At 67.9% G+C, this 14,204-nt stretch carries 12 protein-coding genes and 1 tRNA gene; 3 read left to right on the forward strand and 10 right to left on the reverse strand.

The annotated features are described in order from the left end of the window. Nucleotide 1 precedes the first annotated feature (1 nt). Nucleotides 2-1,285: an FAD-dependent oxidoreductase gene (locus PFX98_RS23520; RefSeq protein WP_285232903.1), complete on the forward strand. Its 1,284-nt coding sequence runs from the start codon at nucleotides 2-4 to the stop codon at nucleotides 1,283-1,285. Nucleotides 1,286-1,295: 10 nt separating this feature from the next. Beyond that, entirely contained in the window at nucleotides 1,296-2,810 is a 1,515-nt protein-coding gene (locus PFX98_RS23525; protein WP_285232904.1) for an NAD(P)H-hydrate dehydratase, read from the forward strand. Here the strand turns inward: PFX98_RS23525 and rnr are convergent, their stop codons facing one another. Continuing rightward, nucleotides 2,811-5,084, reverse strand: a complete 2,274-nt coding sequence (rnr, locus tag PFX98_RS23530) for a ribonuclease R (protein ID WP_285232905.1) — start codon at nucleotides 5,082-5,084, stop codon at nucleotides 2,811-2,813. It abuts the gene before it with no gap. A 118-nt stretch (nucleotides 5,085-5,202) separates the two neighbouring features. Between rnr and PFX98_RS23535 the strand changes: the two genes are divergently transcribed. After that, nucleotides 5,203-5,287, forward strand: a tRNA-Leu gene (locus tag PFX98_RS23535). Nucleotides 5,288-5,482: 195 nt separating this feature from the next. On the opposite strand, the gene PFX98_RS23540 is transcribed toward PFX98_RS23535, so the two are convergent. The 9 genes from PFX98_RS23540 to der all read right to left on the reverse strand — a co-directional run bounded on the left by PFX98_RS23540 (nucleotide 5,483) and on the right by der (nucleotide 14,168). After that, on the reverse strand, nucleotides 5,483-6,004 hold the full coding sequence (locus PFX98_RS23540) for a phosphoribosyltransferase (RefSeq protein WP_285232906.1): 522 nt from the start codon (nucleotides 6,002-6,004) through the stop codon (nucleotides 5,483-5,485). A 70-nt stretch (nucleotides 6,005-6,074) separates the two neighbouring features. Continuing rightward, nucleotides 6,075-7,412: an adenylosuccinate synthase gene (locus PFX98_RS23545; RefSeq protein ID WP_285232907.1), complete on the reverse strand. Its 1,338-nt coding sequence runs from the start codon at nucleotides 7,410-7,412 to the stop codon at nucleotides 6,075-6,077. Nucleotides 7,413-7,466: 54 nt separating this feature from the next. Beyond that, complete coding sequence (locus tag PFX98_RS23550) at nucleotides 7,467-8,630, reverse strand: ATP phosphoribosyltransferase regulatory subunit (protein ID WP_285232908.1); 1,164 nt, start codon at nucleotides 8,628-8,630, stop codon at nucleotides 7,467-7,469. A 102-nt stretch (nucleotides 8,631-8,732) separates the two neighbouring features. Beyond that, nucleotides 8,733-8,921, reverse strand: coding sequence for a DUF2065 domain-containing protein (locus PFX98_RS23555; protein ID WP_285232909.1), 189 nt, complete (start codon nucleotides 8,919-8,921; stop codon nucleotides 8,733-8,735). Nucleotides 8,922-8,945: 24 nt separating this feature from the next. Then, a complete protein-coding gene (gene hflC, locus PFX98_RS23560; protein ID WP_285232910.1) occupies nucleotides 8,946-9,848 on the reverse strand; it encodes a protease modulator HflC in 903 nt (300 codons plus the stop codon). 18 nt (nucleotides 9,849-9,866) lie between these two features. Beyond that, on the reverse strand, nucleotides 9,867-11,162 hold the full coding sequence (gene hflK / locus PFX98_RS23565) for an FtsH protease activity modulator HflK (RefSeq protein ID WP_285232911.1): 1,296 nt from the start codon (nucleotides 11,160-11,162) through the stop codon (nucleotides 9,867-9,869). A 2-nt stretch (nucleotides 11,163-11,164) separates the two neighbouring features. Next, entirely contained in the window at nucleotides 11,165-12,460 is a 1,296-nt protein-coding gene (gene hflX, locus PFX98_RS23570) for a GTPase HflX (RefSeq protein ID WP_425334641.1), read from the reverse strand. A gap of 48 nt (nucleotides 12,461-12,508) precedes the next feature. After that, on the reverse strand, nucleotides 12,509-12,754 hold the full coding sequence (gene hfq, locus PFX98_RS23575) for an RNA chaperone Hfq (RefSeq protein ID WP_285232912.1): 246 nt from the start codon (nucleotides 12,752-12,754) through the stop codon (nucleotides 12,509-12,511). A gap of 76 nt (nucleotides 12,755-12,830) precedes the next feature. After that, the gene (gene der / locus PFX98_RS23580; RefSeq protein ID WP_285232913.1) at nucleotides 12,831-14,168 is read right to left on the reverse strand and encodes a ribosome biogenesis GTPase Der; all 1,338 of its coding nucleotides are present in this window, start codon (nucleotides 14,166-14,168) and stop codon (nucleotides 12,831-12,833) included. Nucleotides 14,169-14,204: the final 36 nt, after the last annotated feature.

A 14,204-nucleotide genomic window follows, 5' to 3' on the forward strand; every position in this document is an offset into this window, starting at 1 on the left:
GATGCGCATTGCCATCATCGGCGCCGGCATTGTCGGCGTCACCAGTGCCTACGAGCTGGCCGCGCAAGGCCATGAAGTCACCGTGTTCGAGCGCCATGGCAGCGTGGCCTCCGACGCCAGCTTTGCCCATGGCGGCCTGCTGCACCCGGGCTGGCCAAGCGCGCTGCAAGCCGCCGGCAGCAAGCTGGCCCAGCCGGCCTGGCACTGGTCGGCCTGGCGCGCGCGCAGGCACAAGGCCCATGCCGAGCACCAGCTGCAGGCGCAGCGCCTGGCCTTGCTGAGCCAGGCCCGCTTGCAGCATTGGCGCCAGGAGCTGCGGCTGGACTATGAGCGCGCCGACGGCGTGCTGCTGCTGCTGCGCACGGCCCGCGAGCTGAAGGCGGCGCAAGCCGAAGCCCCGGCGCTGGAGGCCCTGGGCATCAAGCACGAATGGCTGGACGGGTCGCAGTGCCTGCGCGTCGAGCCGGGGCTGTGCCCCGATACCGCGCTGCAGGGCGGCCTGTATCTGCCGCAGGCTGAGGTCGGCAACGGCCGGCAGTTCGCGCATCTGCTGAAGGCCGAGGCGCAGCGCCTGGGCGTGCGCTTTCGCTTCCACACCACGGTGCGCCGCATCGACGCCGGCAGCGCGCCCGGCCTGCTACACGAGTACACGCCGCCCGCCCAGGGCACGAGCGCGATCGCCCGCGCCGACGAAGCCCGTGCCGACAGCGGCCCCGACACCGTGCCGATGCCGATGGAGCCGCAGCAGGAGCGCTTTGATGCCATCGTGGTGTGCGCCGCCATGGGTGCCGACGCGCTGCTGCGGCCGCTGGGGCTGAAGCTGCCGATGGCCGCCCTGCACGGCCATTCCATCACCGCCTCGCTGCGCCAGTTCGAGGCCCATCCCGACCTCGGGCCGCGCGCCGGCCTGCTGGACCTGGCGCAGCGCACCAGCCTGAGCCGACAGGGCCTGCGTGTGCGCGTGGCCGGCGCGATGGCGATGGGCGCGGCCCCGGCGCGGGCGCCGGCCAGCGCCATGGCCGAACTGCACAAGGTCTTGCACGACTGGTTCCCCGGCGCCGCCCACCTGGCCTCGGTGCAGGCCTGGAGCGGCAGCGTCCCGCTGCTGCCGGATGGCCTGCCCCTGCTGGGCGAAAGCGGCCAGGCCGGCGTCTGGCTCAACCTCGGCCATGGCACCAGCGGCTGGGCCCTGGCCTGCGGCAGTGCGCAGGCCCTCGCCGAGCGCATCGCCGGGCGCGCCGCGCCCACGGAAATCAGCGGCCTGGGCCTGCTCAGGCTCGGCTAGAGTCGGCACCATGATCAAGGTCCTGCCCGCCAGCACGGCATTGGCACTGCACGGCCAAGCCAGCTGCCGCGCGCTGGAGGCCGCCGCGCAGGCCGGGCTGCCGGCGCACCACCTGATGGAGCGCGCCGGCCTGGCCGTGGCCAAACTGGCGCGGGCGGTCGCGCCGCTGGCCCGCAGCGTCTGGGTGCTTTGTGGCCCCGGCAACAACGGCGGCGACGGCCTGGTGGCCGGCCGCCTGCTCGCCGTCGCGGGGCTGCGGGTGCATCTGACCCTGCTCAACGAGGGCAAGCCCCTGCCCGCCGATGCCGCGGCCGCGCTGCACGCCGCACAGGTGGCCGGGCTGGCGATACATGGCCAGCTGGCGGACGCTCCCGCCGCGCCGGACCTCATCATCGATGCCCTGCTGGGCCTGGGGCTCAGCCGCGCGCCGAGCGCGCCGCTGGCCGAGGCCATCGCCCTCATCAACCGGCAGTCATGCCCGGTGCTGGCGGTGGACCTGCCCAGCGGCCTGCAGTCCGACAGCGGCGCGCTCGCCGGCGCCGAGGCGGTGCGCGCGCAGCACACGCTGGCGCTGCTGAGCCTGAAGCCCGGCCTGTTCACCGCCCAGGGCCGCGCCCACGCAGGCGAGATCTGGTTCGAAGATCTGGGCGCCACACAAACCCAGGCGGCCGATGCCTGGCTGAACTCCAACGCGGACCTGCGCGACTGGCAGATGCCCGGCTCGCACAGCAGCCACAAGGGCAGCCAGGGCGATCTGCTGGTGATAGGCGGCGCGCCCGGCATGCGCGGCGCCGCCTGGCTGGCCGGCAGCGCCGGCTTGGGCGCGGGCGCCGGCCGGGTCTATGTCTGCCTGCTGGAAGACAGCGAGAAAGAAGCCCCCTGGCCGCCCCGCCCCGAGCTGATGCGCTGGCCCGAGGCGCGGCTGGCCTCGCCCGAACACTGGCAAGACCTGACCCTGGTGTGCGGCTGCGGTGGCGGCGCGGCCGTGCGCGGCGTGCTGCCCGCCCTGCTGGCGCGCGCCGCCCGCCTGGTGCTGGATGCCGACGCGCTCAACGCCATTGCCGCCGATCCATCCTTGCAAGCCCTGCTGCGCCAGCGCGCGGCGCAGGGCCTGGCCAGCATCCTGACCCCGCACCCGCTGGAGGCCGCACGGCTGCTTGGCCGCAGCGCGGCCGAGGTGCAGGCCGATCGGCTCGGCGCCGCCACCGCGCTCGGCGAGCAGTTGCAGTGCACCGTGATCCTGAAGGGCTCGGGCAGCCTCATCGCCAGCCCGGGCGAGTTGCCCGCCATCAACAGCAGCGGCAATGCCGCCCTGGCCACGCCCGGCAGTGGCGATGTGCTGGCCGGCTGGCTGGGGGGGCTCTGGGCGCGCCGCCCTCAAGCGCAAACACCGGCACATGCACAGGCACTCGCGCGCAGCGCCGCCTACTGGCATGGCGCGGCCGCCCAGGGCCTGCATGGCCCCTTGCGCGCCGCCGATCTGATCGAGCGCATGCATGCCCTGCATGCGCCCCGCCCCGCCTGATCAGCGCCGCTTGCTGCGCGGCCGCGGCTCGGCCGCACCACGCGCCGTCTTGCGCGCCGCCTTGATCGGATGCGCCGGCGCCGCGCCCTTGCCGCCGGCACCGCCACGAGCCGCCGGCTTGCCGCCCTTGCGTTCGGCCTTCAGCTCGCGATCGCTGCGCTTGACCTGTTCCAGGGCCTCGACCGCCGTGACCGGTGCCGCCACGGCCGCCGCATGGCCATGCTTGTCGCGCTGGGCGCGCGCCACGATGCGCGCTTCCTCGCTGTCGCGCACGAGGCGGAAGTCGATCTTGCGGCCGTCCAGGTCCACGCGGCTGACCTGCACCTGCACGCGCGCGCCGGTGGCGTAGCGGATGCCGGTGCGCTCGCCGCGTAGCTCCTGCCGCACCTCGTCAAAGCGGAAATACTCGCCGCCCAGCTCGGTGATGTGGATCAGGCCCTCCACATAGAGCGCCTCGAGCTGCACGAACAGGCCGAAGCTCGTCACCGCACTGACCGTACCGGCGAACTCCTCGCCCAGATGCTCGCGCATATAGCGGCACTTGAGCCAGGCCTCGACGTCGCGCGAGGCTTCGTCGGCACGCCGCTCGTTGGCGCTGCAATGCGCACCCGCGACTTCCCAACGCTCCAACTCGGTGGAGGCCAGCGCAGGATCCAGGGGCTTGGCGCGGCCCGGCCGCTTGGGCGGCATCGGCACCTTCATCTTGCTGGCATCCAGCAAGTAGCGCTTGCCCATCAGCATGGCCTTGATGACGCGATGCACCAGCAGATCGGGATAACGCCGGATCGGGCTGGTGAAGTGCGTATAGGCCGCATAGGCCAGGCCGAAGTGGCCGGCATTGGCCGAGGTGTAGTTGGCCTGCTGCATCGAGCGCAGCAGCATGCTGTGGATCTGCGTCGAGTCGGGCCTGTCCTTGGTGGCCTGGGCAATCGCCTGGTACTCGCCGGGCGTGGGGTCGTCGCTCAGGCCCAGACCCAGGCCCAGCGCGCGCAGATAGGCCTGCAAGGCCATGCGCTTCTCGGGCGTGGGGCCCTCGTGCACGCGGAACAGGGCATGGTGCTTGGCATCGGTGATGAAATCCGCGGCGCAGACATTGGCGGCCAGCATCGCCTCCTCGATCAGGCGATGGGCCTCGTTGCGCACGCGCGGCATGATCTTCTCGATACGGCCGTTGTCATCGCAGACGATCTGCGTCTCCACCGTGTCGAAGTCCACCGCGCCGCGCTTCTGACGATCCGACAGCAGCGCGCGGTAGACCTCGTGCAGATGCAACAGATGCGGCACCAGTTCGCTGCGTTTGGCCGCCTCGGGACCATGCGTGTTGCCCAGCACCGCCGCCACTTCCGTGTAGGTCAGGCGCGCCTGCGAGCAGATCACCGCCGGATAGAACTGGTAGGCGTGGGTGGCACCCTCCTCGGTGATCAGCATGTCGCAGACCATGGCCAGGCGATCCTGCTGCGGATTCAGCGAGCACAGGCCGTTGGAGAGCTTCTCCGGCAGCATCGGGATGACGCGGCGCGGGAAATAGACCGAGGTGGCGCGCTCGTAGGCATCCAGGTCCAGCGGCTCGCCGGGCTTGACGTAATGGCTGACATCGGCGATCGCCACCAGCAGGCGCCAGCCCTTGAAGGCGCTCTTGCCGCGACCCTGCTTGTGCGGCTCGCAATAGACCGCATCGTCGAAGTCGCGCGCGTCCTCGCCGTCGATGGTGACCAGGGCCACATCGCGCAGGTCGATGCGCTGCTTGAGGTCGGCAGCGCGCAGGCGATCCGGCAGCTTGCCGGCCTGGGTGAGCGTCTCGGCGCTGAAGGCATGCGGCACCTCGTACTTGCGCACCGCGATCTCGATCTCCATGCCAGGGTCGTCGATCTCGCCCAGCACCTCGACCACGCGCCCCACCGGCTGCGAATACAGCGAGGGCGGTTCGGTCAGCTCAACCGAGACGATCTGGCCCGCCGCCGCATTGGCGATCGCGTTCTTGGGGATCAGGATGTCCTGGCCAAAGCGCTTGTCTTCCGGCGCCACCAGCCAGATGCCGCTCTCCAGCAGCAGGCGGCCGATGATGGGTTTCTTCTTGCGCTCGAGGATTTCCAGCACGCGCCCCTCGGGGCGGCCGCGCTTGTCAAAGCGCACCACACGCACGCGCAACCGGTCGCCATGCATCACCGCGTGCATTTCCTGCTGGGACAGGTAGATGTCGGTCTGACCCTCGTCCGGAATCAGGAAACCGTGGCCGTCACGATGACCTTGCAGCGTGCCCTCGACCTCGCTCAACAGCGCGCCCTGGCTCGGGCTTGCGGACTTGAAATTTTTGATGATAGAATCCTTCTCTTTCCTGAAACGCCGGAACCTAGAACGACTTCAACAGTCACTTCAAAGTTCTCTGGACCTTGCCCAGGTGGCGGAATTGGTAGACGCACTAGTTTCAGGTACTAGCGGGTAACTCCGTGGAGGTTCGAGTCCTCTCCTGGGCACCACGATTCACATGAATCGTCGGGTTGTAAGTTGGAAGATCGAATGGCTGCATGTTGCAAAGCATGTGGCCATTTTGCTTTGTGGCGCGGGGAATTGCTGCACCCTCGCCCTCTTGCCGGCAACGAAACTGGCGATGAAACAACAAAACCAGCGCAGCGGCTGGTTTTGTTGTTGGGGCCATGTGCTGCGCCAGGGGCTCAGACCACGAATTTCTTGGCCAGCGCGTCCGGACGCATATCGTCGTATTCCTCGAAGGGCTGGTGGATCCAGGGGCTGGTATCCAGCATCTCGACGTAATAGTCGGGCGTGTAGCTGGACACGCCCTTGGTCCAGATCACCGCCGAGCGCAGCTCGCTGATCGAGGGCATGCCGCGCAGGCGCTCGACCACGGCCTTCAGCGTCACGCCCGAATCGGCCAGATCATCGACCAGCAGCACGCGGCCGGCCAGTTCGCCCTTGGGCATGGTGATGTACTTGGCGATGTCCAGGCGGCCCTGGATGGTGCCGGCCTCGGCGCGGTAGGAGCTGGTGGACATGATGCCCAGCGGCTTGTCGAACACGCGCGAGAGCACGTCGCCGGGGCGCATGCCGCCACGCGCCAGGCACAGGATCTGGTCGAACTGCCAGCCCGAGGCATGCACCTTGAGCGCCAGGCGCTCGATCAGCATGTGGTATTCGTCCCAGGACACGTACAGGTGCTTGCCGTCGTCGGTCAACATAGAAAAGGTCTCCTGCTTGGATTCTTGATGATGCAGTGCGGGGTCAGGTCTTGCTCAAACTGGCAGGCCCTCAGGCCTTGTAGGGATGGCGCAAGAGGATGGTGTGCTCGCGGTCGGGGCCGGTGGACACCATGTCGATGGGCGCGCCGATCACCGCTTGCACGCGCTCCAGATAGCGGCGCGCATTCAGCGGCAGCTTGTCCCACTCGGTCACACCGAAGGTCGACTCGGTCCAGCCCGGGAAGGTCTCGTAGACCGGCTGGCAGGCCGCGATCTCGTCGCCGTCCAGCGGCAGGATGTCCAGCGTGCGGCCGTCGAGCTCGTAGCCCACGCACATCTTGATCTCGGCCAGGCCATCGAGCACGTCGAGCTTGGTCAGGCACAGGCCGGTGATGCCGTTGATGATGATGGAACGCTTCAGCGCGGCCGCATCCAGCCAGCCGCAGCGGCGCGCGCGGCCGGTCACGGTGCCCTTCTCCTGGCCCACGGTGCTGAGGTGGTAACCCACCGTACCTTCCTTCTCCCACTCCAGCTCGGTCGGGAACGGGCCCGAACCCACGCGCGTGGTGTAGGCCTTGGTGATGCCCAGCATGTAGTGCAGCATCTGCGGGCCCACGCCTGCGCCGGCGGCGGCATTGCCGGCCACGCAGTTGCTGGAGGTCACGTAGGGGTAGGTGCCGTGGTCGATATCCAGCAGCGTGCCCTGGGCGCCCTCGAACAGGATGTTGGCGCCGGCCAGGTGGGCCTTGTGCAGCATATAGCCCACGTCGGCCATCATGGGCTTGAGCACCTCGGCCATCTTCATGGCCTGGTCGTAGATGGGCTGGAATTCCAGCGCCTTGCCGTTCAGGTAACCGGTCAGGGCGAAGTTATGCAGCTCCAGCAATTCCTTGAGCTTCTTGGCGAAACGCTCGGGATGCTTGAGGTCCTGCACGCGCAGGGCACGGCGCGCCACCTTGTCCTCATAGGCCGGACCGATGCCCTTGCCGGTGGTGCCGATCTTGCCGCTGCCGCTGCTCTCGCGCAGCGCCTCACGCGCCTTGTCCACTTCCACATGGAAGGGCAGGATCAGCGGGCAGGACTCGCTGATGTAGAGGCGCGAGCGCACTTCCACGCCGGCCTTCTCCAGGCGCTCGATCTCGGACAGCAGATGGGTGGGATCCACCACCACGCCATTGCCGATATAGCAGGCCACGCCGTCGCGCATGATGCCCGAGGGGATCAGCTGCAGCGCCGTCTTCACGCCCTTGATGACCAGCGTATGGCCGGCATTGTGGCCGCCCTGGAAACGCACCACGCCGTCGGCGTGATCGGTCATCCAGTCCACCACCTTGCCCTTGCCCTCGTCGCCCCACTGGGTGCCCACGACGACCACGTTGCGGCCACGCGCGATTTCACTGCTGCTCATTTTCTTGCTCGTCCAATGCTGTGTTGTTACCGGCGGAGGGGCTGGATCAGGCGATCACAGCGCGCGCACCACCCACTGACCGTCAACGCTGACCAGTTCGCGGTCGCAATCGAATTCGTCATTCTCGTGTTCGTGCCCCGGCAGCACGCAGACCACCGTGGCGCCCTCGGCGCGCAGGCGGCGGATCGCCGCACGCAGGCCGGCGTCCTCGCCCCAGGGGGCGCGCACCGCCGCGCTAAGCGCCGTCTCGGGGCACAGGCCCACCAGGGTCTTGAGGTCCAGGCTGAAGCCCACCGCCGGACGGCGGCGGCCAAACACCGCGCCCACTTCGTCGTAGCGGCCGCCGCGCAGCACCGCATGACTGCAGCCGGGCACATAGAGCGCAAAGCGCATGCCGCTGTAATAGGCGTAGCCGGTCAGATCGGAAAGATCGAAGCCCAGGTGCAGCTCGGGATGGGTCTGGCGCACATGGCTGGACAGCCACTCCAGATCGTCCAGCGCCGCGCTGATGAGCGGATGCGCGGGCAGCTGGGCGCGCGCCTGCGCCAGCACCTCGACGCCGCCATAGAGCGACAGCAGGGTCTGCAGGCCCGCCGCCACCGGCGCGGGCAGGTCCGAGCTCAGCGCCTTGAGCGCGGCCGCATCCTTGCTCGCCAGCGCCGTCACCACGGCGTCCAGCAGATCGGCCGACAGCTTCACATCGCCCAGCACGCCGCGCACCAGGCGCGCATCGCCCAGATCGAGGGTCACCTCACGCAGGCCGGCGCGCTGCAACGCATCGATCGCCAGCTCCTGCACCTCCAGATCGGCCTCCAGGCCGGCATGGCCGTAGATCTCGACGCCGAATTGCAGCGGCTCGCGCGTCGCATGCAGGCCATCGGGCCGGGTGTGCACCACCGGGCCGCAGTAGCACAGGCGCGTCACGCCGGCACGGTTGAGCAGATGCGCATCGATGCGCGCCACCTGCGGCGTGGTGTCGGCGCGCAGACCCAGGCTTCGACCCGAGAGCTGGTCGACAAGCTTGAAGGTCTTGAGGTCCAGTTCGCGACCGGTGCCGGATAGCAGCGACTCCAGATGCTCCAGCAGCGGGGGCATCACCAGTTCGCAACCGTAGGTCCGCGCCATGTCCAGCAATTCGCGGCGCAACTCTTCGATGCGGCGGGCTTGGGACGGCAGGACGTCAGCAATGTGCTCGGGCAGCAGCCAAGCTGAGGACATGGACGTATTGGGGGGGATTAAAAACGGCATTGTACCGGCAGGCCGCGGCCTGCCTGGCAATAGCCCGCCATCGCGGTCTGCGATGGCGCCACAACAACAGGCTCAGCTGTAGAGCACGTAGAGCAGCAGCAGGCCCATCAGCATGCTGGAGAGCCCGACGAAGCGGATCTGCCCGTCGGTCATCGCCAGCACGCGCAGGAACACCTGCCGCCACAGCGTCGGATTGAGAAACGGCAGTAGGCCTTCGATCACCAGCATCAGCGCCAAGGCGCCCAGCAGCAGATCCGACATGGGCTGGAAGCGTCTGCGGCTGGCTTACTTGCGCGGCGGCGTGGCAGCGGCGGCTCCACCCGGCCCGCCGTTGCGCATGGCCTTGAAGAACTCGCTGCTCGGATCCACCACCATCACGTCCGACTTGTTGCGGAAGCTCGAGCGGTAGGCTTCCAGCGAGCGGTAGAACTGTGCGAACTGCGGGTCGCGGCCGAAGGCTTCGGCATACAGGGCCGAGGCCTTGGCATCGCCCTCGCCCTTGATCTTCTGCGCGTCTCGGTAGGCCTCGGCCACGATCACTTCGCGCTGGCGGTCGGCGTCGGCGCGGATCTTCTCGCCATCGGCGCCACCGGTGGAGCGCAGTTCATTGGCCACGCGGGCACGCTCCGACTTCATGCGGTTGTAGACCGACTCGGTGATGTTGGCCGAGAAGTCCACGCGCTTGACGCGCACGTCAACGATCTCGATGCCGAACTGCTTGGCCTCGTCGGAAAGCCGCTTCTGCACGTCGTTCATGACCTTCTCGCGCTCGGTGGCCAGCACCGCGCGCACGGTGCGCTTGGTCACTTCTTCGTTGAGCGCCGCCTGCACGATGGGGCTGAGGCGGTTCTCCAGATTGCGCATGTCGGCGCCGCTGTTGCGGATGAACTGACGCGGATCGGAAACGCGCCACTTCACCAGCCAGTCGATCACCAGGCTCTTCTTCTCGGCGGTGAAGATGGGGCGCGACTCGGGGCTGTCCAGGGTCTGCATGCGGCGATCCAGGAACACCACGTTCTGGAAGGGCGGCGGCAGCTTCCACTTCAGGCCCGGTTCGGTGACCACTTCCTTGATTTCGCCCAGGGCGTAGATGACGGCGAACTGGCGCTGGTCCACGATGAAGAGCGTGGAGCTCAGCAGCAGGAAGGCGACGAGCGCGCCGGCAACGATGGAGGCAATGCGGTTCATGTTCTTGTTTCCTCCCGATCAACGACCATCGCGGTCACGGCTGCGCAGGCCATCGCGCGAGCGCACATCGCTGGTCTGTGCGGGTGCACTGCCATCGGTAATCGGCGCTGGCAGCGGCGTGCTGCTCGTCACCGTGCCACCCGACTGCTGGATCAGCTTGTCGAGCGGCAGATAAAGCAGGTTGGAACCCGAGCGGCTGTCCACCATCACCTTGCTGACGTTGGAGTAGACCTGCTGCATGGTGTCGATGTAGATGCGGTCACGCGTCACCGCCGGCGCCTTCTGGTACTCGGCCAGCACGCTCTTGAAGCGCTGCGCGTCGCCCTCCGCCTGCGCCACCACGCGCGCCTTGTAGCCCTCGGCCTGCTCGCGCAACTTGGCGGCCTCGCCCTGCGCCTTGGGGATCACGTCGTTGGCGTAGGCCTCGCCCTCGTTCTTCAGGCGCTCGCGATCGGCGCCTGCCTTGAAGGCATCGTCGAAGGCCGACTGCACCTGCTCGGGGGCCTGCACGTTCTGCACGTTCACATTCACCACCAGGATGCCGGCCTTGAGGCGGTCCAGCTGGGTCTGCACCGACTTCACCAGGTCGGCGGCGATGGCGTCGCGCTGCTCGTACAGCACCGAATCCATATTGCTCTTGCCGACGATCTCGCGCACTGCCGACTCGGCCGCCTGCACCACCGCCTCGTCGGGACGGAAGTTCTCGAACAGGTACTCGCGCGCATCCTTGAGGCGGTACTGCACGGTGAAGCGGATGTCGACGATGTTCTCGTCCTGCGTCAGCATCGACGAGTCGCGCAGGCCGGTGGCCTGCACCACCGCATTGCGCCCCACCTCCACCGAGCGCAGCTGCGTCACCGGCACCACCTCGTTGGCCTGGAAGGGGTAAGGCAGGCGGTACTGGATGCCGGCATCCACCGTCTTGCTGTACTTGCCGAAGGAGGTGATCACCGCCTGCTGGCCTTCCTGCACGATGAACACGCCGCTGGCCAGCCAGCCCAGCGCCACCACGCCGGCAATCAGGCCCATGCCGATGCCGGCGCTCTTGATGTCGGGCTGGAAGTTGTTGTTGCCGCCACCGCCGTTGTCGGGGCCGCTGCCCTTGCCTCCGCGGCCGCCGAACATGCCCGAGAGCTTGCGGTTGAAATCGCGCCAGAGCTCATCCAGGTCCGGCGGGCCGTCGTTGCGGCCATTGTTCAGATGGCGCCCGGCGCGCCAGCCGGCCGGCGTCAGCAGCCGCGCCAACAGGGCACGCGCCGCCTGTGCCGTCGCGGTGAAGGGCGTCTTGGAGCGCGCGCTCGCGGAGTGATTCATGCTCATGCCTGTGTAGGGAATGCGGCCGAGTCGTCATTCTCGGGCCAAATGGAGGGGTCTCCGGACGGCAAACCTTGCTCATCTGGGGCCGCGGCCGGCGAGTTCAAGTCCGCCGGGGTCACATCTTGCCCCGCCGGGAGCTCGGCCATACTGCTCATCGCGGCCACGATCTGCTGGCGCAGCACATCCAGGCCCTCGCCGGTCAGGGCGCTGACGAAGACACGCGAGACGCGCTCCCCGCCGTTACGCTCGATCCAGTCCTGCGGGCTGCGCGGGCGCTGGTTGTCCTCAAGCTTGTCGAGCTTGTTGTAGACCAGGATCTGCGGAATGTCGCCGGCGCCGATCTCGGCCAACACGCGCTCCACCTCCACCATCTGCTCATCCAGCACCGGCGAGGCGGCATCCACCACATGCAGCAACAGGTCGGCATCCGCCGCCTCCTGCAGCGTGGCCTGGAAGGCCTCCACCAGCTTGTGCGGCAGGTCGCGGATGAAGCCCACGGTATCGGACAGCGAGACGCTGGCGCCGGCGGCCTCGAGGTAGAGCGAGCGCGTGGTGGTGTCCAGCGTCGCGAAGAGCTGGTCGGCCGCATAGGCGCGGGCCTTCACCAGCGCATTGAAGAGCGTGGACTTGCCGGCATTGGTATAGCCCACCAGCGAGACCTTGAAGACGCCGTTGCGGCTGCGCGCGCGGCGCTGCGTGCTGCGCTGGCGCTGCACCTTCTTGAGCCGTTCCTTGATGGTCTTGATGCGCTCGTCGATCATGCGGCGATCAAGCTCGATCTGCGCCTCGCCCGGGCCGCCGCGCATGCCGATGCCGCCGCTCTGGCGCTCCAGGTGGCTCCAGCGCCGCACCAGGCGCGTGGCCAGGTATTGCAGACGCGCCAGCTCCACCTGCAGCTTGCCCTCGTGGCTCTTGGCGCGGGCGGCGAAGATCTCCAGGATCAGCGCGGTGCGGTCGGCCACCGGCACGCCCAGCACGCGCTCCAGGTTGCGCTGCTGGGCCGGCGAGATCGCCTGGTCGAACAGCACGGTGTGGGCCTGGTGGGCGTCCACCAGCAGCTTGATCTCGTCGGCCTTGCCGGAGCCGACGAACAGCGCGGCATCGGGCGCCTGGCGGCGCGCCACCACGCGCGCAACGGCGGTATCGCCGGCGGATTCGGCCAGCAGGGCCAGCTCGTCCAGGGTGGGGTCGAAGGCGCCGGCGTGATGGCCGCTACGGCCGAAATCAACGCCCACAAGAATGGCGCGCGCCGCCTCGAGGGGCGGCGGCGACTGCGGAGATGTGGAAGAACTCAAGGTGTTGAGTGATCGCGCTCACGCCTTGTGGGCGTGAGACTAGCGGCCTCAGGTAGTGGCTTCGGGGCTGTCGCTGGCGTGGAAGTTCACGGCACGGCCGGGCACCACGGTGGAGATGGCGTGCTTGTAGACCATTTGCGTCACGGTATTGCGCAGCAGCACCACGTACTGGTCAAAGGACTCGATATGCCCTTGCAGCTTGATGCCGTTGACCAGGTAGATGGACACCGGCACATGCTCCTTGCGCAGCAGGTTCAGGAAGGGATCTTGCAGGAGTTGTCCTTTGTTGCTCACGATATGCTCCGTGTTGTGAGAGAGGGTTGGAGAGCCGCCACCTTAACACAGGCGCGGGTTTCCCCGCGCTTGCGGCTCAGCTGTCTTTTTCGTCAAACGGATTCTTGGACGAGCGCAGCTCGATCTTCAGCGGCGTGCCGGTGAGCTTGTAATGGGCGCGGATGCGCCCTTCCAGGTAGCGCTTGTAGACCTCGGTGACATGGTCCAGCGAATTGCCATGGATCACCACGATGGGCGGGTTCATGCCGCCCTGGTGCGCATAGCGCATCTTGGGCCTGAAGTGGCCCACCTTCTTCGGCGTCTGATGCTGCACCGCCTCCTGCACCAGGCGGGTCAGCACCGGCGTGGTCATCTTCTTGTAGGCCGAGGCATAGGCGTCGGCCATGGCGTTCCACAGCGGGGCCAGGCCTTGCCGCTTGAGCGCCGAGATATGCAGGATGGTGGCGAACTTCAGGAAGCCCAGGCGCGTCTCGATCGAGCGCATCAGGGTCTCGCGCTGGTAGCTGTCCACCGCATCCCATTTGTTGATGGCCACCACCACGGCGCGGCCGCTGTCGAGGATGTAGCCGGCGATGTGCGCATCCTGGTCGGTCACGCCCTGGGTGGCGTCGATCAGCAGCAGCACCACATTGGCGTCGGCAATCGCCTGCAGGGTCTTGACCACCGAGAACTTCTCGATCGCCTCGAACACCTTGCCCTTGCGGCGCAGGCCGGCGGTGTCGATGAGCTGGAACTTCTGGCCGTTGCGCTCGAAGGGAACGCTGATGGCATCGCGCGTGGTGCCTGGCATGTCGAAGGCCACCAGGCGCTCCTCGCCCAGCCAGGTGTTGATGAGGGTGCTCTTGCCCACATTGGGGCGGCCCGCCACGGCGATGCGGATGGTGGTCTCGTCCTCGGGGCCGGCACCGAACTCCTCGGCGCCGTCGAAGCCCTCCAGCACCGCGTCCAGCAGGCTGCGGATGCCCTGGCCATGGGCGGCCGAGATCGGGTGCGGCTCGCCCAGGCCGAGCTCATGGAACTCGGCCAGCAGGGGCGAGTCGCTCATGCCCTCGGCCTTGTTGACGGCCAGGAAGATGCGCTTGTTGGCCTGGCGCAGATAACGCGCGATGTCCTGGTCCTGCCCGGACAGGCCGGTGCGCACATCCACCACGAACACCACCGCATCCGCCTCGGCCACGGCCTGGCGGGTCTGCTTGGCCATCTCCTTGACGATGCCGGTGGTGCTGTCGGGCTCGAAGCCGCCCGTGTCGATGCAGATGAACTCGCGGTCACCCAGGCGGCCGTCGCCATAGTGCCGGTCGCGCGTGAGGCCGGCAAAGTCGGCCACGATGGCGTTCCGGCTCTTGGTGAGCCGGTTGAAGAGGGTGGACTTGCCCACATTGGGGCGGCCCACCAGGGCGATCACGGGTTTCATCTTGTTCTTCTTTTCAGCTAAGGGTACTGCTCAAGC

The sequence above is a fragment of the Paucibacter sediminis genome (assembly GCF_030254645.1).
Taxonomy (GTDB): Bacteria; Pseudomonadota; Gammaproteobacteria; order Burkholderiales; family Burkholderiaceae_C; genus Paucibacter_B; species Paucibacter_B sediminis.